This is a genomic window from Nocardia sp. NBC_00508 (genome assembly GCF_036346875.1).
Taxonomy (GTDB): Bacteria; Actinomycetota; Actinomycetes; order Mycobacteriales; family Mycobacteriaceae; genus Nocardia.
Genome location: NZ_CP107852.1, coordinates 3715521 through 3737483, shown reverse-complemented (window position 1 = coordinate 3737483; position 21963 = coordinate 3715521). Strand labels below are relative to the sequence as shown.

The following is a 21963-nucleotide window of genomic DNA, read 5'->3' as shown; positions in this document are numbered from 1 at the left end:
GGGTGCGGCCCGATCGTGTTGCGGTGTCGCTACAGCGGCAGCAGGTGGTGCTTGCGCGGGTTGCGGACTGCGGCCTTGTCCCGCAACAGCTGTAGCGCCCTGCGCAGCTCCAGCCGAGTCGTCGCCGGCTCGATGACCGCGTCGATGTACCCACGCTCAGCGGCCACCCACGGCGTCGCCACGGTGGCGTTGTAGAAGTCGATCATCTGCTGGCGAATCGCCGCCCGCTGCTCCTCCGGCGCCGCCTCGATCTGCTTAGCGCCGATCAGGCTGACCGCGCTCTCGGCGCCCATCACCGCGATCCGCGCCGTGGGCCAGGCCAGGTTCACGTCGGCGCCGAGCTGCTTGGATCCCATGACGGCGTAGCCGCCGCCGTAGGACTTGCGGATCACCACGGTCACCTTCGGCACCGACGCCTCGACGTAGGAGAACAGGAACCGGCCGCCGCGCTTGATGACGCCGATCTTTTCCTGTTCCACACCAGGTAGGAACCCGGGCGTGTCGACCACGAACACCAGCGGCAGCTCGAACGCGTCGCACAGCCGCACGAAATGCGCCGCCTTGTCCGACGCTCGCGCGTCCAACGCGCCCGCGTACACCATCGGCTGGTTGGCGACCACGCCGACGCTGCGTCCGTCCACGCGGGCGAAACCGGTGACGACGTTGCGGCCCGCGGACGCGCCGACCTCGTGGAACGCGCCGTCGTCGAAGATCCGCAGCAGGATGTCGTGCATGTCGTACCCGGCGTTGTCCGAATCCGGGACGATCGAGTTCAGTTCCAAGTCACTGTCGGTGATCTGCGGCTCCAGGCCGGGATTCACGATCGGCGCCAGCTCCTGGCAGCTGGTCGGCAGAAAGCTCAGGTACTCGCGCACCCACGTGAACGCGGCCGCCTCGTCCTTGGCGACGTGGTGGATGTTGCCGTACTCGGCCTGGCTGCGCGCGCCGCCGAGCTCCTCCAGGCTCACATCCTCGCCGGTGACCTCGCGGATCACCTTCGGACCGGTGACGAACATGTACGCCTCATCGGTCGCCACCACCACGTCGGTGTTGATCGGGGCGTACACGGCGCCGCCCGCGCACTTGCCGAGGATGATCGAGACCTGCGGGACCAGACCCGACAGCGGCTCCTGGCGCCGCCCCAGCTCCGCGTACCACGCCAGCGAGGTCACCGCCTCCTGCACGCGCGCCCCGCCGGAATCGTTGATACCGACCACCGGGCAGCCGACTTTGGCCGCGTACTCCAGGAGCCCGGCCACCTTGCGGCCGAACATCTCACCCACCGAACCGCCGTAGACGGTCTGGTCGTGCGAGAACACCGCGACCGGCCTGCCCTCGACCAAGCCGTGCCCGGTGACGACGCCATCGCCGTAGAGCGCGGCGGGATCACCCGGTTTGCGCACCAGCGCACCGATTTCCATGAAAGTGCCCGGATCGAGCAGCATGTTGATCCGTTCGCGGGCGCTGGGGATCCCTTTCTTCGCCCGCTTGGCCACCCCCGCTTCACCCGCAGGCTCCTGCGCTACTTCCAGTCGCTTGCGCAGGTCGGCGAGTTTTTCGGCAGTAGTGCTCACTTGGCCCCTTTCGCCTCGATCGCGGCGAGCTTCGCGGTCAGGTCGGCCCCGATCTTCCCGATCCGCGGTTCATCGATGATCTGCAAGTGGTCGCCCGCAACGTGGACGACCTCCAAATTCGGGATGTACTCGTCCCAGCCGCCGTTGGGCAGCCGGTCGGCGAAGCGCGGCTCCAGCTCGATCATCCCGTCGTGATAGCGATCGGCGAGGTAGAGCACCACATTGCCCTCGTAGTGGGACGGTTGGGTCTTGGCCAGCTCACGGCTCTCGATCCACGAGGTGCGCTGGTGTTCGAGCACACCGCCGGGAATCTTGGTGCCGCTGATCTTGATCAGATCACTGATCATCTTGAACTGCTCATTGTCGGAGGCCGCGGCCAGTGTCTCCAACTGTTCGCGGTCCAGTTCGCCGTCGACGCCGTAGGTCTTCTTCGCGAACACCTGATAGCGCTCGATCCGGCGCACGCGCTCCTCGGGACTGTTGTCCTCGCCCTGCGTCGGGATGGCCAGGTCGATCAGGCCGACCACACGAACGTCCGCGCCCTCGGCACGAAGCAACTGCGCGGTCTGCATAGCCAGCACCGCACCCAGCGACCAGCCGTACAGCACGAACGGACCGTCACCCTGAATCTTGCGGAGCTCAGGAAGGTACTGGCGAGTTCGTTCCTCGATCGAACCATCGACCCGCTCCAAGCCGTACATCGGCGTTTCGGCAGGCAGTCGTTTCAACAGCGGTTCGTACACCAGCGTGTTCCCACCCGAAGGATGGAACACGAACACCGGCACGGCGGCCGAGCCCTCCGCGCGCGGCCGCAACGGACGAACGAAACCGTCCACATCCGCGCCGCTGTCCTGCAGGTCGCGGACGATGTCGGCGAGCTGCTCGATGGTCTCGCAGTCGAGCACGTCATCGACGGTGACCTCGGCCTTGACCCGCTCGGTCAGGCGCGCGGCCAGCTTCTCCGCGGTGTCCTCGTCGAGGATCGGCAGCGTGTTGAAGATGCCCTTGGCGGACTTGCCGGTGACTACCGCCCAGGTGGCGAAGGTCAGTCGCTCGGCGGCGTCGCGCGGCGGGACGTCGTCCTCCGCGGCGGCTGACGCCTGGCCGCCGAAGACCGCGGCGGGTGTGGCCGGAGCCGCCTGCACCGGCGCGGGCTCGGCAGTCGGTTGCGCCGCAGGAGCCGTGTCATCTTCGGAAGACGCTTCCGAGGTCGCGGCGGGAGCCGCATCGGTCGCGGGCGCAGCGGTTTCCGGCGTGGCCTTGCCGGGCGTTCCCGTGTCCGGCGACGTGGTCGCAGCACCCGCCACCGCGGCGATGGGGTCGGCGCCGGTGGCCAGCGCCTCCCTGGCCGCGGCCATGAAGTCGGCGTCGACGGCCAGCTCACCCGATCCGCCCGCGGCCTTGTCGGCGGCCTGCTGGTCGGCCATCGCCTGCACCTCGTCGCGGTGCTCGATGGCGTAGCGCAGCACCTTGCCGACCTCGTGCAGACTCGCGTCGCGCACGGCCTGGACCTGCAACTGCGGGATGTCGAACTCGTACTCGACCCGGTTCTTGATGCGCATGGCCATCAGTGAATCCAGGCCGAGTTCCATCAGCGGGATCTCCATCGGGAGATCTTCGACCGCGTAGCCCATGGATTCCGCGACGATCAGCGCGAGCCGCTCCTCCACGGTCTGCGTGCCGTTCGGATCCCACCGCTCGCCGAAGGTCTCCACGATCTCGATGTCGGCGGCACTCTGCGTCTCCGCGGACGCCGCAGGAACCGGCTCGGCTACAACGGGTTCCGGAAGCGGCGCGCCGGAGGTCACCACGGCGTCGAACACCAGCCGGAAGCTGTTGCCCTCCTTGGCGTGCACCTGCACCGAGGCGCCGCCGAGGTGCGGAGTGAGCGTGGTGGTGAGCGTGCCCGTGGCCGGGATCGGCGCATGAGGGATCGACGCGCCCAGCGACACATCGCTGAGTACCTGTGCCGCCGCGGCATCGACCAGCGCGGCGAGGTCGGTCACCGAGGACGCCTGCACCTCCCAGACGTGCCTGCCATCCGGCAGGGCGACGTGCGCGCCGGGGACCCGGCTGCTGCCGCCCACGGACATGCTGGCTTTCGGCCAGTACTCCTTGCGCAGGAACGTGGTACGCGGAATATCGGCGTGGTCACCCGTGCTCAGCAGCGAGGGCAGATCAACCTTGTGCCCGTGCACGTAGAGCTGGGCGAATGCGGCGAGCACGCCCGCGGACTCGTCCTCCTTGCGCTTGAGCGTCGGGATGAGCTGCGCGTCGTGCACGCCCGCAGCGAAGGTGGTGCCCAGCACCTGCATCAGCGCAACGGAGTTCGGCGCCAGCTCCAGGAAGGTGGTGTGCCCCGCGTTCACCGCGAGCTTCACCGCGTTGGTGAAGTACACGCTGTGGCGCATGTTCTTGACCCAGTAATCCTCGTCGTGGACCGGGTCGTGGCCGGGACGGAAGAACTCTTCCTTGTGCACGGTCGAGTACAGGCCGGCCTTCAGCCCGGTCGGCTCGATCCCGGCCAGTTCTGCGGCCAGCTCACCGAGGAGCGGATCCATCTGGGAGGTGTGGCCCGCGCCGCGGGTCTGCAGCACGCGGGCGAACTTGCCCGCCGCCTCCACCTGCGCGACGATCGCCGCGACCTGCTCCTGCGGGCCGCCGATCACCGTGTTGGTCGGCGCCGCGTACACCGCGACCTCGACATCCGGGTAGTCCGGCAGCAGGTTCGCGACGTCCTCGGCGCTGTATTCGATCAGCGCCATGTTGCGTACGTCGTCGTCGCTGATCATCTGCTCGCCCTCGCCCATCAGGCGGGAACGGGCGCAGATCACGCGGACCGCGTCCTCGAGGTTCAGGCCACCGGCGATGTACGCGCCCGCGACCTCGCCCATGGAATGGCCCACCACGGCTTCGGGTTCCGCGCCGTGCGCGCGCAGCAGCGCGGCCAAGCCGAGCTGGATGGTGAAGATGCCGACCTGCGAGGTGCCGACGTCGTAGTCCTGGCTGTCGTCCAGGAACATCTCGCGCACCGAGTATCCGGCCTCATCCTGCACCAGTTCGTCGACCTCGTCGACGGCCTTGGCGAAGATCGAGTTCTCCAGGTAGAGCTGCTTGCCCATCTTGCGGTGCTGCGCGCCGAAGCCGGCCAGCACCCACATCGGGCCCATGGCGGCGGGCGCGTCGGCGGTGAACACACCGGTGCCCGGCTTGCCCGCCGCGATCGCGCGCATTCCGGCGACCGCCTCTTCGTGCGTCTTGGCGAGCACGACGCCGCGTGAACGCCAATGGCTGCGCTTGGCCAACGACCGCGCCACGTCGGCCAGCGGGGTCCGCGCGCCAGCCTCGGATTCCAGCCAGTCGGCCAGCTCGGCGGCGGCGCGTCGGCGCCGCGAGGGAAGGTAGCCCGACACCGGCAGGATCAGCGGCAGGGGCTCGGTGCGCTCGGCGGTCCATTCGGCCGGGGGCGCATCGACGTCGGCGACCTCGGCAGCCACCGCGACGGCGGCCACCTCGGCCGCGCCGAGGACGGCGTCGGCTTCCGCGACCGGGTCGGTGGTCTCGTCGTCCAGCACATCCTCGCCCAACTGCGTCTCGAGCTCGGCGAACGGAGCCTGCGTCCGGCCTGCGACGGTCGGCAGGTACTCCTGGACGACGACGTGCGCGTTGGTACCGCCGAAGCCGAAGCCGGAGATGCCGATGGTGGCCGTGCCGCTGTAGCGCGGGAACTCGGTGGGCTCGGTGACGACTTTCAGGTGTGCCTGGTCGAACGGTATGTACGGGTTCGGTCCGGCATAGTTGATGTTCGGCGGAATGACGTTGTGCTGCAACGCCATGAGCACCTTGGCCAAGCCGGCCGCACCCGCGCCGGACTCCAGGTGGCCGAAGTTCGTCTTCGCCGAGCCGAGCAGCGCGGGCTTGTCGGCCTCGCGGCCGCGACCGACCACACGGCCGAGCGCGTCGGCCTCGATCGGGTCGCCGAGCAGCGTGCCGGTGCCGTGCGCCTCGATGTAGTCGACGGTGGACGGCGGGATGCCCGCGTCACGGTAGGCGCGACGCAGCACGTCGGCCTGCGCGTCCGGATTCGGGGCGACGATGCCGTTGGAGCGGCCGTCGGAGTTGACCGCCGAGCCCTTCACCACACCGAGGATGCGATCGCCGTCGCGCTCGGCGTCGGCGAGCCGCTTGAGCACCACCAGACCGGCGCCCTCGGACCGCACCATGCCATCGGCGTCCGACGAGAACGCCTTGATCCGGCCGTTCTTCGCCACCGCGCCGACGGAATCGAAACCGAGCGTGGCCATCGGCGCCAACAGCATGTTCACGCCGCCCGCCAGCGCCAGATCGGCGTCACCGTTGCGCAGCGCGCGCACCGCCTGGTGCACGGCGACCAGCGTGGACGAGCACGCGGTGTCGATCGCGACGGAGGGGCCGCGGAAGTCGTAGAAGTAGGAGATGCGGTTCGGGATAATCGACGACGAACTGCCGGTCAAGCCGTACGCGGCGGCCGAGGCGGGTGTGGACGGGTCGTCCGCGCCGAGACCGAGCGCGGCGATCAGCATGAAGTCGCTGGTAGAAGTGCCGATGAAGACGCCGACCTGCTCGCCCTTGAGATCGCTGGCCGGAATCCTGGCGTGTTCCAGAGCCTCCCAGGTCAACTCCATCATCAGGCGCTGCTGCGGGTCGACCCGCTCCACCTCGAGGGGCGACATCGCGAAGAACTCCGCGTCGAAGCCCTTCACAACCTCTTGGTCGAGATAACCACCGCGCGTGTTGCCCTCGGCGATCGCCTTGGCCGCCATCGGGTCGCTGGAGAACTCCTCCCACCTGCCCTCGGGCAGTTCGCGGATCGCGTCGCCGCCGCCGATGAGGAACTGCCACGTCGACTCGGGCGTGCTGCCCGCGCCGGGCAGGCGGGTCGACAGACCGACGATGGCGATGTCGTGTGCCTCGCCCGGCGTGTAGCCCGCGGTGTAGAAGGCGTCATCGGACGAGTCCGCGGGCGCGTCCGGCTCACCGTTGATGATCCGCTCGGCGAGTGCGGCGATGGTCGGATGCTGGTACACGATGGTCGCGTTCAGCATCACCCCGGTCAGTTCCTCGATCTCACCGCCGAGCGCGATGGCGTCGCGCGAGGCGAGCCCGAACTCCTCCATCGGCCGGTCCACGGTGATCTGCTCGATCGGCTGTCCGGTCGCGTCGGAGACCCAGCGCCGCAGCCACTCACGCAGCTCCGCCACCGACATGTCGATCTGCCCGCCGCCCTTCGCGGACTCGGCCGGGGCCGCCGCGTCGGTGACGGGCTCCGCGGGCGGGGTATCGGTCGTCTGGGTGGGCGTGCCCTCGTTGTCAGCCATCAATTCCTCAAGCTACCTGTCTGCGTACCGGGCGTACCGTGAATCGACGCTCGGCGTGGGAAGGTCGGCGCCGAGCATCAATGGTCGGTCCGAGGCCGCCCTTGGCAATTACTCTTCCGGTGCATCGGGGAAGGCTTGCTGGGTGTAACCACCCCGCAGTGTTCCCTCCAGATAGGCCGCCCGGCAGGCTCGCCGGGCGATCTTGCCGCTGGACGTGCGCGGAATCGAGCCCGCGGGCACCAGCAGCACGTCGCGGACGGTCACGCCGTGGCGCTGCGAGACCGCCGCGCGCACCGCGTCGGCGATCGGCAACGGATCGGCCTTGCCCGCGCCAGGACCGCGCTCGGCGACGATGACCAACTGCTCGGAGGCGTCGTCGGCGTCGAACTTCAGGCCCGAATGGCTGCCCTGCTCGAACACTTCGGCCGGGAGCTGGTTGGCGGGCACCGAGAACGCCGCGACGAAACCGGGGCGCAGTGCCGTGCTGGCTTCCTGCGCGGAGTACTCCAGGTCCTGCGGGTAGTGGTTGCGGCCGTCCACGATCACCAGGTCCTTGACGCGGCCGGTGATGTAGAGCTCGCCCTCCAAGTACACGCCGTAATCGCCGGTGCGCATCCAGTTCGCATCCGGCTCGGTGCCTTCGGCGTGACTGCCCTCGGGCAGCCGGTGGGTGACCTTGTTCCGGAACGTCGTCGTGGTCTCGTCCGGACGACCCCAGTAACCGATGCCCATGTTGTTGCCGTGCAACCAGATCTCGCCGACCCGGCCGTCGGACAGCTCGCGGCCGCCGCCCTCGGCTTCCACCGATTCCGGATCGACGATCGTCGCCCACTGCGAGAGCGCGACGTAACCGCAGGACACCTGCGCGATCGCGTTCTCGTGACCGGGGTCGACCTTCACCATGCGGCCGGCATTGAGCTCTGTGCGGTCGACGTAGGTGACCTTGGCCTCGTCCTCGGCCTTGGTGGCGGAGACGAACAGCGTCGCCTCGGCCATGCCGTAGCACGGCTTGATGGCGGTCTTGGGCAGGCCGTAGGGCGCGAACGCCTCGTTGAACTTCTTCATCGACGATGTGGTCACCGGCTCGCTGCCGTTGATCAGACCGATGACGTTCGACAGGTCCAATGACTCACCGTGCTTCGGCAGGCCGCGCACCGCGGCGTGCTCGAAGGCGAAGTTCGGTGCGGCGGCGAAGGTTCCGGCGCCGTCGGAGACCGCGGCCAGCTCCTTGATCCACCGGTAGGGGCGGCGCACGAACGCGCTCGGCGACATGATGGTGATGTACTTGCCGCCTACCGCGGGCAGGATCACCGTCAGCAGGCCCATGTCGTGGAACAGCGGCAGCCAGGTGACGCCGCGCGAGTTCCAGTCCAGGTTGATCGCGTCCACCATCTGCAGCAGGTTGGTGCCGACCGCACGGTGGGTGATCTCGACACCGGCCGGGACCCGGGTGGAGCCCGAGGTGTACTGCAAGTAGGCGATGTCGTCGATGGCGATGTCCGGGCGCACCCAGCTCTCGCCGACGCTGTCCGGGATCGCGTCCACCGCGATGATGCGCGGGCGCTGGGCGGCGGGCAGCGCGCGGAAGAACTGCCTGACCCCGGCCGCGGAGGAGCTCGCGGTCAGGATGGCCGCGGGCTCACAGTCACCGAGCACGGCGCGCAGCCGATCGGTGTGGCCCGGCTCGTCCGGGTCGAACAGCGGGACCGAGATGGTGCCCGCGTAGATCGCGGCGAAGAAGGAGATCACATAGTCCAAGCCCTGCGGAGCGAGGATCGCGACCCGGTCGCCCGGGTTGGTCACCTGCTGCAGTCGAGCGGCCACCGCGCGCAGCCGGATACCGAACTCACGCCACGTCAGCTCCTGCGCCTCGCCGTCGCGCTCGCGCGAGTAGTCGATGTAGCGATACGCCAGGGTGTTCGCGTCGTTCCGAGTGTGCTTCTCGACGTGATCAACCAGGGTGTGATCCTCGGGAATTCGGATGTTCCCGGTTTCGTCCAGGTAGTCGTCGAAAGTCTCTTCCATTCCTTCTTCTCCTCCGAGGCACACGCAGCAAGACGGCGAGATCGCCGCTATTACCTGTGAGGCCCCGACTCGCTTTCGCCCGCGGGTGCTCCAAGTGCAGAGCCAGCCTGCAGATTTTGTGCGGTCTGCGCGGTGACCGCTTATCGGCTAGATGTACTCAAACCAGAGTCATGTTACAGAGAAGACCGGCTCACTCGTCCCGCAGCAGGGGAATAACGGGGGCGAACGCGTCCATCTGGGTGGGGAATACACCGACGTAGGACATCGAGGTGAGTTGCCGCACACGCCTGATCTGCTCGGCGATCTCCTCGAACGTGCCGATCGCCACGTAGGGCGAGTTCAGGATGTCCTCGACGGACAGCTGAACGTCCACCTCGAGGTTGGGGTGCAGTCCCTTGTCCAACGCCGACAGCGCCATCTCCGCGGTCTTCTCGCGATCGTCGGTGATCACGATGGCGGTGATGGCCCAGTTCAGCTCGATGTCGGCGAACCGGTCACCGGCGGCCTCCTTGATCAGATTCACCTTTTCGATGGCCTTCTCGATGGTGATGCCGGAGAGCAGGCCCTTGCCGTTCTTGGTGGTCACCGGAACGACGGAGACGATGTCGGCGTGCTTGGCGGCCAGGCGCAGCATCTTCGGGCCGCCACCACCGGTACAGATCGGCGGGCGCGGGCCCTGGCGTGGCCGTGGGGTCCCCTTGACACCGCGCACCTGGTAGTGCTTGCCCTCGAAGGTGCACTCCTGGCCGCGCAGCAGTACGTCGAGAATGGTCAGCGCCTCGTCCAGCTTCTCCAGCCGGACGCCGGGCGACTCGTAGGGGATACCCGCGTTCTCGAACTCTTCCTTGATCCAGCCGGCGCCGAGGCCGACCTCCAGCCTGCCCTTGGACAGCACATCGATCGTGGCCAGGTCCTTGGCCAGCACGACGGGGTGGCGGAAACCGTTCGCCAGCACCGATGTGCCGAGGCGGATCTTCTCGGTGGCTTGGGTCAGCGCCCCGAGCGCGGCGATCGGGCCGATCTGCTCACCGAGGTGGTCCGGCACGACGAACGCGTCGAAGCCGTACTCCTCGGCCTGCTGGGCGGTCTGGACGAACTTGCGGGCACCGCCCTCCTGCTTGTTTCCCTCGCCGGCCGCCGCGAAGCGGAACGGGCGCAACGGAGTGCCCAGCGCGGTCAACGCAGCATCCGCGTCGCGGCTCGCCGTGGTGGCCGGTGCGGCGGCTTCTGTCATGAACTCATGCTCCTGGCTGTAAGGAAATACGGGCGCGACACCCGCCCGAGGTCTGCTGCGGCGTTGCCCGGCGTCGCGATCATCAGCGCACTTTACAGCGTGCTGCCCAACTCGAGTTGCCCTTGTCACGCCAACCGGGTGCGGGGTATCTCACGGACTGTGCATTCTCACGAGTGCGCGGGATGCGGTGCGGCCTCGATGAGGCCGACTGCCCAGTTGACCGTCCACTGTGTCGAGGTGGCGCCATCGGGGTCGACGACGAAGCCGTTGTAGAGGGCGTGCACCGGGTTGCCCGCCGCGCGGACCAGGGCGTTCACGCTGCCCACGAGGTTGAACGGGCTCAGCGCCTCGCGCGGGGCGTCGCAGATCAGATCGCCGGGCGCGCACATGGTGTAGGTGCGGTCGGCGAGCGCGCCGAAGCCGCCTTGACGCGGACCGGTCATCGTTATGCCGGGCACATTCAACCCGCGCAACGCGACTTCGGCACCCACGCCGGGTGGCGGCGTGCCGACCTGGATCGCCTGGCCGGGGCCGGTCTCGCCGGTACGCCGCCCATCGGCGATCAACGCCACGCCGAGCACCGAATCGGCGGGCACGGGGCCCTTGCCCGCCCCGATCTGCGCGGCGACGTCACCCGCTATCACCGCGCCCTGGGAGAATCCCGCGAGCACATAGGTGGTCAGCGGACACTCCTGATGCCGGGCGGCCATGGCATCGACCATCCGCTTCGTGCCCTCGGATCGGCTGTTGTTGTAGGACTGCTGTCCGTCCGGCGGGATCGCGATCGGGTTGGAGAACTGCGCGACATACGGAACCGTGTACACGTCCAGCCGCTCCGCCGGGAATTGCTGAGCGACCGGGCCGGAGATGTTGAGCATCAGCGACAACGGGTTGGCGGTCGGGTTGTGCGGATCGTCGTAGCTGTTCGACTCCCAGGTGCCCGGCACCGAGATCATCTGCACGTCGGGACAACTCGCGGGCTGCGAGGTCGGCCGCTCCGGCGGCTTCGGCCCAGGAGCGGGCGGGCGCAACCGCCCCGCGAGCAGGTACCACAGCAGCAGGACGACGAGGACGATCAGCACGATCACGCCGATCGCGATCAGGCACCCGCGTGGGCGCGCCGTGGACGTCGGCTTGGACCGACGGGACGCCGAACGGACACGCGAACTCACTGGCAGTACGTCGCGCGCGCGGTCGAGATGTAGATCTGTCCGGCCTTCTCGACCGGCATCTTCGACGGGTCGAACGCCGGGTCGGAACCGGCCATGGCGTTCACGAAGGTCATCAGATCCTGGTCGGACGCGCCCGCGGCGGTGCCCTGGCAGACGTACGCGCCGATGCTCAGCGCGATATCCGGGCTGGACGGGGTGATGCCCTGCTTCTCCAGCTCGGCGAGGAAACGCTTGTCCTTGTCGGAGAGGTTCGAGGTATCCGGCGGCGGGACGGCTTCGGTCGGCACCGGCTCCGGACGCTCGGGCGCCACCGTCGTGGTGGGCTCCTCCGGCGCGGGGGCGGGCACCCCGGTATCGGCGGGCGGCGTCACGGCAGGCGACTGCGCCGCCGTCGTGGTGCGGGTCGGAGTCGGCGTGCTCGTCGCGGTCGAATCATTGTCGCCACACGCGGCGAGCAAGCCGGTCGCGGCGATCGCCGCAACCACGCCGAATACCTTTCCACGGGTCCGATGCATGAATTCTTGTCCTCCTGTGTCTAATTTTGCAGCGCCTGCGACGCTGCGTGTTCGCGGCCCCCGTCTGGCTCGGGTCCGAGCGGGCGTGCGCATGCGCTTCGCCCACTCGGACCTGAGCCGGGCCGCGAACGGTGCTCGTAAGACTCGCACCCGACCGGGCTGACACGTCTTGGGATCGAGCGGTTTGTGGCTCAGCCTTGAAGAGTACGGACTCGACCGAGTCCGCGCTTCGCCCCCTCGGACCCGAGCCGGGCCGCGCACGGGTGATGCCCGGTCCCGCTTCGCTCGGAATCGGTGTGGTTCGGCCGCCCGATTCAGATGCCGTGGACTTCCGGTTTGCCGTTGCGCACCGTGATGAACCCGGCTTGGAAGTTCTGCTGAATGCCGCCAGGAATGGGAAATTCGTCGCTGATCGGATAGCCGAGTTTGCCGTTCTCGTAACCGATCCCGCGCCAGGCGTCCAGCACCGGGCCGTTGCGGACCGCCCAGGCTCCGGACAGCGGGCTCCAATAGATGTTGCCGCCCTCGAATCGGCTGAACCGCCCCAAATCCTTCAGCGGCTGTTCCTCCGCGGCCGGGAAGCCGAGCGGGCTGTTCTCGTAGCCCAGCTGGGCGTACTTGCCGAGGATCATGCCCTGGACGCGGCGCACGCCGTTGGCCTGACTGTAGTAGAACGGGCCGTTCTCGAACGCCTGCACCGCGCCGTCCCGGTGCGGCGTCTTGACCTCCGGTGCGCTGGGATAGCCCGCCGGGCCGCGCTCGAAGCCCTGCTTGCCCCACTCCTCCAGGATCGCGCCGCGGACGGCCTGCGCGCCCGTCTGCGGCGTCCAGTACAGCGAACCGTGCTGGAAGGTCTGCAACCTGCCACGACCGTCCTCGAGCGCGCGCTCGTCGCCCGTCGGCAGCCCCAGCGGGCCGCCGGGGCCCATAGCGGCCTGGTAACCAGCGGCGATCATGCCGCCGACCGGATACGCGCCGCTGCCCGGCGCGAAGAAGACCCGGCCGCCTGTGAAGTCCTGGGCAGTGCCACCGGCCACCTGGTACTCGGCGGTGAGGCACTCACCGAGCCAGCCGGTCGCTGCGGCCACCGTGCCGATAGCGCCGCTCGCTTGGCAGGCGGGCTTGCCGAGTTCGACACCCAGCGCGGTGGCGGCTTGTTGCCAGGACTGGCGCATCTCGAAATCCCAGTACGGCCAGGAGTGGGTGCCGGACGCGCGGTAGTTCACCTGCGCCGGGATGGCCAGGTTGGCCAGCTTGGTCACGAAGTTCTGCGAGGTGAGCCGGGACAGGATCTCCAGGCCCATGCCCGCGAAGTTGGTGCTCACCCCTGGAATGGCGGAGATCTGGTCGAAGGGACCGATGGCACCGCTGCCACTGGAAACGTAGAGGCTGACCCCCCTCAGTTTGTCGGCCAGCGCATACGGGTCATGCCCATCCCATTCGGGGCTCGTCGGCGGACCCCACATGGCGGCCGAGTCGAAACCACCCGCGTCACGCATAGCGAACTGAATCGCCTGCGGCATGCCCAGCGTCGTCGTGGTCAGAAAGCCGGAATAGGACGCGGCATGCCGCACGAAGCCGGGATTGCGGGCCGCGAGGAACATCGCGGCCGTGCCGCCCATCGACAGTCCCTCCATGCCCCGCACGTCCGATGCTCGCCAATGGCTCTCCAGCAGCGGCGGGAGTTCCTTGGTCAGGAAGGTCTCCCACTTGTAGTTACGGCCGTTGTTCGGCTCCAGCCAGTCGGAGTAGAAGCTGGCCTGTCCGCCGACCGGAAGGACGACGGTGACGTTCTTGTCGGCGAAGAACTCGACCGCGCCCGCCTCCTTCGTCCAGCCGCTCTCGTCCTCGGTGGCGCGCAGGCCGTCGAGCAGGAACAGCAGGGGGAACTCTGCTTCCGGGCGGGCATTCCAGTCCCTGGCCAGCAGCAGCTGCAGTTGGACCGGCGCGCCCATGGACGGCGAGGTCACCCACAGCGCGACGCGACGGTCGCTGAGCCAGTGGACCTTCTCCATGACCGCCGCGGACGGCGCGGCGGCGGGCTGCGCGATGGCGGGAGCAGCAACGGACAGGCTCGCGGCTAGTGGAACCACCAAGGCGCTGGCGAGCAGCATGAGCCGCCCGCGTGCCGAACGAGCGACGAGAAGCCCGCGCTTGCCCCAGCTATCGCGTGTTATCCCTGCCACAAGAGCTTTGTACTCCGGTTATGGCGGCGTTTACGGGAGACACGCGCTGCTCAGCAAACTTTGTTCGCGGCGTTCGCGAGGCGAGCTGTCCCCGAACGCAATTCAGGCCGCACCGAGATCGGTGCGGCCTGAATGCGTCGGAGCGAACTAGGTCACCAGGCGCCGGTGGCGTCCAGGATCATGTTGCGCGAGTTGAACAGCTGGCCCTCCCAGTACTTCCAGGCGTGGGTGCCCGCCGCCGGGAAATCGTACCGAGCCGGGATGCCCAGCGAGTTCAGGCGAGACTGGAACGCACGGGTGTTCACCAAGGAAAGGGCTTCCAGCGCCATCGCGTTGCCGGTGTTGAACACGCCGACCGCCGAGTTCGGCTGGTCGTGCTGGCCCGGCAGGCCGCTGGCCGCCGAGATGTACATCGGCAGGCCGCGCAGCTGCGGCGCGAAGACGAACGGGTCCATCCGCAGCCACTGCGAGCTCCACGGCGCCGCCATCGAGTCGACGTTGTAGCGGCCTGCGTCGAGCATCGCGATGCGGATCGCCTCGCGCATGCCCGGCGCGGAGATGTTCAGGTAGCCCGAGTAGGAGGCGGCGAACTTGAACTGGTCGCGGTGGTAAGCCGCGAGGGCCAGCGCCGCGCTACCACCCATGGACAGGCCGACGACCGCGTTGTTGGTGCGCGAGACGCCGTAGCCTTCCAGGAAGGCCGGGAGCTCCTTGGTGAGGAAGGTCTCCCACTTGTAGGTGGTCTTCTGGCCGTTGAGGTTCGATGGCGCGTACCAGTCGGCGTAGAAGCTGGACTGGCCGCCGACCGGCATCACCAGGGTGATGTTGTCGTTGCCGAACTGCTGCAGCGCGTTGGTCTCGAACGACCAAGCGTTGCGGTCGTCGCGGGCACGCAGACCGTCGAGCAGGTAGAGCGCCGCGCTGCCACCGCGCGAAGCCCACTGCACCTGCACCTTGATCGGACCCATGCTGGAGGGAACCATCAGGTCCTCGAAACCACCCGCGGGCGCCCGCAATACCGGCGCATGCGCCGACGGGGCCGCGGTGGCGAGGGTCGGGGTCGCCAGTCCAGCGGCGGTCGGTAGCGCCAAGACGGCGGCACCGACAGCCAGAATTCGATTACGCCAACCGCGAGGTGCGCCTCGCCGTCCCGACGGTGTTCTCTTCGGCGCGGCCGCCCTGCCGAAACGCATGAATCCTGCTCTCTTTCTGCTGTTGTGGTGCCACCCGCCGCCCGAAGGCGAACCGGCACCCGTGTTGCCAACGAGACGCGCGTCACGGGCACGGTCCCGACCGTCCGGACCTGTGACGGCGCTACAACGATCTGGTCACACTTGCGCTCGCTGGACGATATTCGACGCCCCTCGGTTTAGCAAGGTCCGGGGCTTTCCACTGGTCGAAATCCCTCCGTTTGCACAAGGTGATGATGCGGTGACCTTATCGCGTTCATGCGGTGATGTCGTGTTGGAGCCCAAGATATTTCCGTCCCTGGCGAGAACTGTCACCGAGCCGAGATCCTGCCGAGTTCGGGGACCCATGTGAGCTCCCGCGACCTTCCGCACCCGACTCCGAGGCCGGAGTCGATTCGGCGCCGCCCGAGACCGAACCGTGATGGAGGCCGAGATCTGCCGAGATAGAGCTAGCGGTGGCCGTGAGCAATCGCACACGGCCAGTGCTAACCCTTCGATAGCAAACATTTAGCAAAGTTCAGTCCATGGCCCGCCGGGCGAACACGCAGCGCCACCGCAAACCAGCCAGCGCCGCAAAACCAGCACAACTCAACCGATGTGCGCCGACATATCCGGAATCATCCGCATGGCCTCGTCGGCCCAGTTGTTCCAGGCGTGAATGCCGAAGGGCGGGAAAGAGTAGACGGCGTTGCCGCCGCCGAGTGTCGCCATCCGGACCTGGAACGCGCGGGTATTGGCCAACGCCAGCGATTCCAGACCCATGCCGTTGAGCGTGCTGAACGACGGGGGGTCGGTCAACCCGGGCAGGCCACTGGCCGCCGCGATCCACAGGCGCGTGCCGTTGCGGACCAAGTTGGGCGCGAAGACGAACGGGTCCATCCGCAGCCACTGCGGGCCCCACGGCGGCGCCATCGAGTCGACGTTGTAACCGCCCGCGTCCATCATCGCCGTGCGAATCGCCTCGCGCATGCCGGGCGCCGAGATGTTCAGGTAGCCGGAGAACGAACCGGCGAAGCTGAACTGATCCGGGTGGTAGGCCGCCAGGGTCAGCGCGGCGCTGCCGCCCATGGACAAGCCGAAGGCGCCGTTGCGGTACGGGTTGAACCCGAGCCGGTCACGCAGCGCCCAGCGCAGGTTGTTGCTCAGGAACGTCTCCCACTGGTACCGGTAGCTCTTGCCCGGCCCGCCGGCGAACCCGTCGAGCATTCCGGAGCCGGTGCTCGAGCCGGAGCCCGCCGGGACGCCCAAGAACTCGCTCGCCGCGTTCCAGTCGGCGTAGAAGCTCGACATGCCACCGACCGGCATGACCACGTTGATGTTGTGACCGGCCAGGACTTCGGGGATGTTGGTCTCGATCTCCCAGCCGTTCAGGTGCTCCGGGGCCCGCATGCCGTCCAGCACATAGACGACCCGATTGGTGTTGCCGTTCGCGGCACGCAGAATCCGGGACTTGATCGGTCCCATGGGGGACTCGACCCAGAAGTCGAAGGCGGCGGGATTGAATGCCGCCGATGCCGGGGCACCGACGCCCGCGACGGTCGCCCCGAGCGGCAACAGCATTGCCACGGCGACACCGAGAACGAATCGCCGCACCCACGAACCGGTTGATCGAGACCTACCGGACCTGCGTTCCCAGCGCTCACTTCCCATCACATGCGACCTTTCCCTCGGACGACCTGATCGGCAAACATCTAGTGACCTCCACCGACCCCCTCATCGGACACCGAGACCCGACGGTCCGTGAGAAACGGACGAATCGACCTCTGCGTATGTGGTTCAGGTATCAATCGGAAACGAATGCCTTCATGTTGCTGGATAGTGATCCAGACCACAACTACCGCAGCGTTTCGTCTTCATATTCGTTACCGAGGGAATGTGGGACGACCCGAGAAAAAGACCGACCGCCCTGTACCAATGGCACAGGGCGGTCGGTTCCTCGTTTACTGCCTACCTATCCGATGTTCGCGGAGAGGTCCGGGATCATTCGATAGACCTCGTCGGCCCAGTAGTTCCAGTTGTGCACACCCACGGCCGGGAAGTCGTAGGTGACGTTGTTCGCGCCGAGGGTCAGCATGCGAACCTGGAACGCGCGGGTATTGGCCAGTGCCAGCGCCTCCAGGCCCATCGCGTTGACCGTGTTGAAGCTCAGGCCATCCGCCCCGCTCGGCAGGCCGCTACCGGCGGAGACCCACAGGCGGGTGTTGTTGGCCTTCAGCCGCGGCGCGAACACGAACGGGTCCATCCGCAGCCACTGCGGGCCCCACGGCGGTGCCATGGCGTCGATGTTGTACCCGCCCGCGTCCAGCATGGCGATGCGCAGCGCCTCGCGCATGCCCGGCGCGGAGATGTTCAGGTACCCGGAGTACGAACCGGCGTAGCGGAACTGGTCGGGGTGGTAGGCCGCCAGGGTGAGCGCGGCGCTGCCGCCCATGGACAGGCCGAATACGCCGTTGCCGTTCGGGTTGAACCCGAGCCGGTCACGCAGGGCCCAGCGCAGGTTCTTGGTGAGGAAGGTTTCCCACTTGTAGGTGCTGGTCTTGCCGGGGCCACCCGCGGAACCGGTCAGCAGGCCGGAGCCCGAGTTCGCCGAACCGCTGGAGGAGGAGCCCGCACTGCCGAGGCCGAAGAAGTCACTGGGACCGTTCCAGTCGGCGTAGAAGCTGGACGGGCCGCCGACCGGCATGACCACGTTGATGTTCCACTTGGTCAGCTCGCGCACGACCTCGGTGTCGATCTCCCAGCCGCTCAGGTCGCTACGCGCCCGCATACCGTCCAGCGCGTAGACCACGCGCCCGGTGTTGCCGTCGGCGGCACGGAAGACGCGCGACTTGATCGGGCCCATTTCGGAATCGACCCAGAAGTCCATGCCGTCCGGATTGAACGCGGCGGAGGCCGGGGCGGCAGGGCCTGCCACCGACACCCCGAGCGGTAGCAGAACAGCCAGCGATACCAGCATGGATCGCTTGAGCCAGGAGCCTGCTCTTCGAGTATTCAGACGACGCCCTATCACGCCACGCATCAGTTTCTAGCCTTTCGTTCCACAGCGACAGCGGCAAGCCGTCCACACGGTAACCCGCCGATGCCCACGACCAGTGGACGCCACGGCCGGGCCTACGGTCGTAGCCTATATCGGTATAGATGCGTCGGCGTTATCAAAAAGAGATAAAGCGGTGTACGCCACTTTATCGAACTCGCACGATGGGCCCTGCACAGCATGCTCGGTGGGCCCATCTGCCGCATGGGTTCAGCGCGGTGCGAGCGGTTGCGGGAACGGATCGACCAGCCCGCAGCGCTGGATCTCGTACTTCGGCACCCGGTCGATGCGGTACTTCGCGAACCGCAGCGCGTTGCGGAAGTTGTGCCGGAAGCGCTCGAAGGTGAGCGGGTCGCGGGAGGAGATCAGCAGCGCCTGGGTGTCCGGGCAGGACATCGCGGTTCGCGCCTGGGTCACCCACTTCTCGTCCAGGTACCAGGGCATCCACGGCTTCTTGTCGACCATGCCCGCGTCCACGACGACCCAGTCCGGGTACAGGCTCTTGTCGTGCCCGATCCGGCCGTCGGCGAGCCGATCGGTGTGCGCGGCCAGCGGGTAGGCCAGGCCCATCGGATCGATCACGTGCACGTCCAGCGGGACGTTCATGCTGGTCATGCCCAGATTGAGGAAGTAGACCGTGTGCCCGGTGCCGCCCGCGGGAATGGGCTGCGGCGGTGGAGCGATGTACCAGAACGTGAACGACGGCGAGTTGAGCAGCAGTCCGCCCTTCGGGCTGGCCGCGATGTCGTTGACCATCGCGCGGACGCGCGGGTAGTCCATGTAGTCCTCGGCCAGGATCGGGTGGTCGTGACCGGTGTTGATCACGTAGTAGATCCGCTCGTCGACGATGCCGGTCGAGGTGATCTTGGTACCGGTCTTGATCGCGGTGGTGCCCGCCGCGAACAGCGCCCAGCCCGCGGTGCCGACGAGCGCGACCGCGAGCACCGCGAAGGACCAGTCGGCCCGCGAACCGCCCACGGGCACCCGGATCGGCAGCACCGCGACCGGGAGCAGCAACAGGAACAGCTGCGGAAGCAGCATTCGGCCGTGCATGAAGTCGCCGCCGACCCGAAGCGCGTACAACGTCAGCAGCAACCCACTGACCAGGACCATAGTGACCACCGCGCCCGGCGAGCGCAGCCAACTCCGCACCCTGCCGACGGACCAGCCGCCTACCTCGTCGCGGTCGGCCTGCGCCGTCCGGCTCGCCCGTATGCGGGCGGCGACCACGCCGGCGATCAGCAGCACCAGCAGCGGGACCCACAGGAAGTACGGGCCGACCAGATCCCAGAGGTAGACGAAGCCCTGTCCCCATTTGGCGCCACCCGCGTCCTTCGCGACAGCGGTGTTCGGGTAGGGCAGGCCGTAGTAGCCCATGCGCCAGATCTGGTAACCCATCGGGACCACCCCGGCTACGACGACGATCATCGCGCGCAGCACGATCGGGCGCAGCCTGCTCTCCGGCATGGGCGCCAGGAAGATCATCAGCAGTGCGAAGGCGCCGACCAGCGTCATCTCGGGACGGATCAGCGGAGCGAGTCCGGCGAGGAAGACCACGCCGAGCAGCCCGGGCAGCCGAACCGATTTCGACTGGCTCCACCGCATCAGCTGCCACCACAGCAGGCCGATCCAGCAGATCACCAGACCGCTCTCCAGACCGGAGGTGACGTAATCGCGAGCCGGGGGCAGCGCGATGTAGACCAGCACACCCGCGGGCAGCAGGAGTCCGGCTCCGGTCCCGCCCCACAGCCTGGCCGAGCCGAGCATGGCGAATACGACCGCGGCCAGCGACACCGTGAGCGCGGCGCCGAGCACTACGTATTCCAGCCGCGCCTGGGTCAGCCAGCTGAAGAACCACACCAGATAGGTCCACGCCGTGCTGGTATTCGCTTCGACGCGCTCGCCCGGGTTGAAGACGGGGCCGTTGCCCGCCATCAGGTTGCGCACCGTGCGCAACACGATGAGGCCGTCGTCGGCGATCCAGCGCCGCTGCCAGCCGCCGATCGCGAAAAGAACTACGGTGAGCGCGATCCCACCGACGAACGTGGCTTTCGATAGACGGGCGGAGCGCGACATGGAGCGCGCCGGCTCCTCGGCCGACCGCCCCCCCGCGTATTCCGTTCGCCCCGCTACCAGCATCTCGTCAGGTGAGATAGACAGCGACACCTACCGCTCCGATCCAGGCGATTGCGAGGAACTGCAGGACGCGGTCCCCCAGCGCGATCTCTTCGGGCTCACCGGCCTCGCCACCATCGACGTCGACCGCGTAACGCAGGATTGCGATGGTAAACGGGATCATCGAGATCGCGAACCACTCGGTGTGATTCGCTCGGTCCTGCTCGAATGCCCACAGCCCGTAGAACACCACCACGGCCGTCGCGGCGAGCGTCCAGATGAAGCGCAGGTAGGTGGGGGTGTAGTACTCGAGCGACTTGCGGATCTTGGCGCCGGTACCCAGCGCGATCTGCAGTTCGGCGTAACGCTTGCCCGCGGCCATGAACAGCGAACCAAAGGCCATGATCAGCAGGAACCATTGCGACAGCGGGATATCCGCCGCCGCGCCGCCCGCCACCGCGCGCAGCAGGAAGCCCGAGGACACGATGCAGATGTCCAGCACCGCCTGGTGCTTGAGGCCGAAGCAGTAACCCAGCTGGATGCCGATGTAGACCGCCATCACCACGGCCAGATGCCACGACGCGAGGAACGACCCCGCGAGCGACCCGGCCAACAGCAGCGTCGAGAGCAGGTAGGCCAGGTTCACCGGGACGATGCCCGCGGCGATCGGCCGGAACCGCTTGGTCGGGTGCGCCCGGTCGGCCTCCACGTCGAGCGCGTCGTTGACCAGGTAGATGCCCGATGCGGCCATGCAGAACACCACGAAGGCGACGCCGACGTGCGCGAGCACATCCACGTCGGTGACCGTGCCCGCGGCCAGCGGCGCGGCGAGCACCAGGACGTTCTTGACCCACTGCCGCGGACGGACAGCCTTGAACAGACCACCGGCCAGCGTCTTGGGCGGGCCCTTGACAACGGCCTCGGCTAGGTCGGCGCCGGTCGGCTCTTCACTCATGTCAACCAAGGCTCTTTCTTGTGCGGTCACTCTCGAGTCTCTTTTCGGCGGCAAGCAGGGCAGCGGCGGACGCGGCACCGAGCGCGGAACCGGCGAGCACGTCGGAGGGATAGTGCACCCCCAGGACCACTCGGGAAAGCAGCATCGGGGGGACGAGCACCGCAGGCAAGGGTAGCCCGGTCAATCTGCCGAGCAACACGGCCGCCGCCGTGGTCGAGGTCGCGTGCGAGGACGGGAAGCTCAGTTTGCTCGGCGTCCCGACGTTGACCTGCACCGTTGGGTCGTTCGGACGCGGCCGACGGACGACGCGCTTGATGACGATCGAGGCCGCGTGCGCGCCGACCGCGCCGACCGCGACCCCGGCCCATTGCCTGCGCCGCGGCTTGTCCAGCAACCAACCCGCGGCGGCGATGCCGACCCAGCCGAGCGCGTGCTCGCCGAAGTGCGACATGCCGCGCGCCGCGGACACCACAGTGGGCTTGTTGCCGAGGGTGGCCTGCACGGCGTTGATGATCGCGACTTCCGGTGGCGCCGCGGGCGCCTGTTCGGCCGCGGATTCCGCGGACACCGGGCCGCCGTGGCCGTTCGCGCTCTGCGGCCGCCGGT

The 21963-nt window shown here is 67.8% G+C and carries 13 protein-coding genes; all 13 read right to left on the bottom strand.

Annotation, left to right across the window (positions count from 1 at the left end):
- Positions 1 to 29: 29 nt before the first annotated feature.
- Positions 30 to 1574, bottom strand: coding sequence for an acyl-CoA carboxylase subunit beta (locus OHA40_RS16460; protein ID WP_330233906.1), 1545 nt, complete (start codon positions 1572 to 1574; stop codon positions 30 to 32).
- On the bottom strand, positions 1571 to 6820 hold the full coding sequence (gene pks13 / locus OHA40_RS16455) for a polyketide synthase Pks13 (RefSeq protein WP_442944053.1): 5250 nt from the start codon (positions 6818 to 6820) through the stop codon (positions 1571 to 1573). The genes OHA40_RS16460 and pks13 overlap by 4 nt, the downstream gene beginning before the upstream one ends.
- A gap of 219 nt (positions 6821 to 7039) precedes the next feature.
- Positions 7040 to 8956 carry a long-chain-fatty-acid--AMP ligase FadD32 gene (gene fadD32, locus OHA40_RS16450; RefSeq protein WP_330233904.1) on the bottom strand — a complete coding sequence of 639 codons (1917 nt, stop codon included), beginning with the start codon at positions 8954 to 8956 and terminating at the stop codon, positions 7040 to 7042.
- A 190-nt stretch (positions 8957 to 9146) separates the two neighbouring features.
- Positions 9147 to 10190: an LLM class F420-dependent oxidoreductase gene (locus tag OHA40_RS16445; RefSeq protein ID WP_330233903.1), complete on the bottom strand. Its 1044-nt coding sequence runs from the start codon at positions 10188 to 10190 to the stop codon at positions 9147 to 9149.
- 167 nt (positions 10191 to 10357) lie between these two features.
- Entirely contained in the window at positions 10358 to 11362 is a 1005-nt protein-coding gene (locus OHA40_RS16440; protein ID WP_442944018.1) for a cutinase family protein, read from the bottom strand.
- On the bottom strand, positions 11359 to 11877 hold the full coding sequence (locus OHA40_RS16435) for a DUF732 domain-containing protein (protein ID WP_330233902.1): 519 nt from the start codon (positions 11875 to 11877) through the stop codon (positions 11359 to 11361). The genes OHA40_RS16440 and OHA40_RS16435 overlap by 4 nt, the downstream gene beginning before the upstream one ends.
- A 314-nt stretch (positions 11878 to 12191) precedes the next feature.
- On the bottom strand, positions 12192 to 13991 hold the full coding sequence (locus OHA40_RS16430) for an alpha/beta hydrolase-fold protein (protein WP_330234211.1): 1800 nt from the start codon (positions 13989 to 13991) through the stop codon (positions 12192 to 12194).
- A 224-nt stretch (positions 13992 to 14215) separates the two neighbouring features.
- Positions 14216 to 15256, bottom strand: a complete 1041-nt coding sequence (locus OHA40_RS16425; protein ID WP_330233901.1) for an alpha/beta hydrolase — start codon at positions 15254 to 15256, stop codon at positions 14216 to 14218.
- A 585-nt stretch (positions 15257 to 15841) separates the two neighbouring features.
- Complete coding sequence (locus tag OHA40_RS16420; RefSeq protein ID WP_442944017.1) at positions 15842 to 16903, bottom strand: alpha/beta hydrolase; 1062 nt, start codon at positions 16901 to 16903, stop codon at positions 15842 to 15844.
- Between the two features lie 301 nt (positions 16904 to 17204).
- Positions 17205 to 18272: an alpha/beta hydrolase gene (locus OHA40_RS16415; RefSeq protein ID WP_442944016.1), complete on the bottom strand. Its 1068-nt coding sequence runs from the start codon at positions 18270 to 18272 to the stop codon at positions 17205 to 17207.
- A gap of 225 nt (positions 18273 to 18497) precedes the next feature.
- Complete coding sequence (zomB, locus tag OHA40_RS16410) at positions 18498 to 20426, bottom strand: flagellar motor control protein ZomB (RefSeq protein ID WP_442944052.1); 1929 nt, start codon at positions 20424 to 20426, stop codon at positions 18498 to 18500.
- A gap of 4 nt (positions 20427 to 20430) precedes the next feature.
- The gene (locus tag OHA40_RS16405; RefSeq protein ID WP_330233898.1) at positions 20431 to 21357 is read right to left on the bottom strand and encodes a decaprenyl-phosphate phosphoribosyltransferase; all 927 of its coding nucleotides are present in this window, start codon (positions 21355 to 21357) and stop codon (positions 20431 to 20433) included.
- A gap of 1 nt (position 21358) precedes the next feature.
- Positions 21359 to 21925, bottom strand: a complete 567-nt coding sequence (locus tag OHA40_RS16400) for a phosphatase PAP2 family protein (RefSeq protein ID WP_330234209.1) — start codon at positions 21923 to 21925, stop codon at positions 21359 to 21361.
- Between the last annotated feature and the right edge of the window lie 38 nt (positions 21926 to 21963).

Excerpts from the sequence above, each read along its gene's own strand:
- pks13 (WP_442944053.1), bottom strand. The coding sequence starts at position 6,820 with ATGTCGGTGGCGGAGCTGCGTGAGTGGCTGCGGCGCTGGGTCTCCGAC.
- fadD32 (WP_330233904.1), bottom strand. The coding sequence starts at position 8,956 with ATGGAAGAGACTTTCGACGACTACCTGGACGAAACCGGGAACATCCGA.
- OHA40_RS16445 (WP_330233903.1), bottom strand. The coding sequence starts at position 10,190 with ATGACAGAAGCCGCCGCACCGGCCACCACGGCGAGCCGCGACGCGGAT.
- OHA40_RS16435 (WP_330233902.1), bottom strand. The coding sequence starts at position 11,877 with ATGCATCGGACCCGTGGAAAGGTATTCGGCGTGGTTGCGGCGATCGCC.
- OHA40_RS16430 (WP_330234211.1), bottom strand. The coding sequence starts at position 13,991 with ATGCTGCTCGCCAGCGCCTTGGTGGTTCCACTAGCCGCGAGCCTGTCC.
- OHA40_RS16425 (WP_330233901.1), bottom strand. The coding sequence starts at position 15,256 with ATGCGTTTCGGCAGGGCGGCCGCGCCGAAGAGAACACCGTCGGGACGG.
- OHA40_RS16420 (WP_442944017.1), bottom strand. The coding sequence starts at position 16,903 with ATGGGAAGTGAGCGCTGGGAACGCAGGTCCGGTAGGTCTCGATCAACC.
- OHA40_RS16415 (WP_442944016.1), bottom strand. The coding sequence starts at position 18,272 with ATGCGTGGCGTGATAGGGCGTCGTCTGAATACTCGAAGAGCAGGCTCC.
- zomB (WP_442944052.1), bottom strand. The coding sequence starts at position 20,426 with ATGCTGGTAGCGGGGCGAACGGAATACGCGGGGGGGCGGTCGGCCGAG.
- OHA40_RS16405 (WP_330233898.1), bottom strand. The coding sequence starts at position 21,357 with ATGAGTGAAGAGCCGACCGGCGCCGACCTAGCCGAGGCCGTTGTCAAG.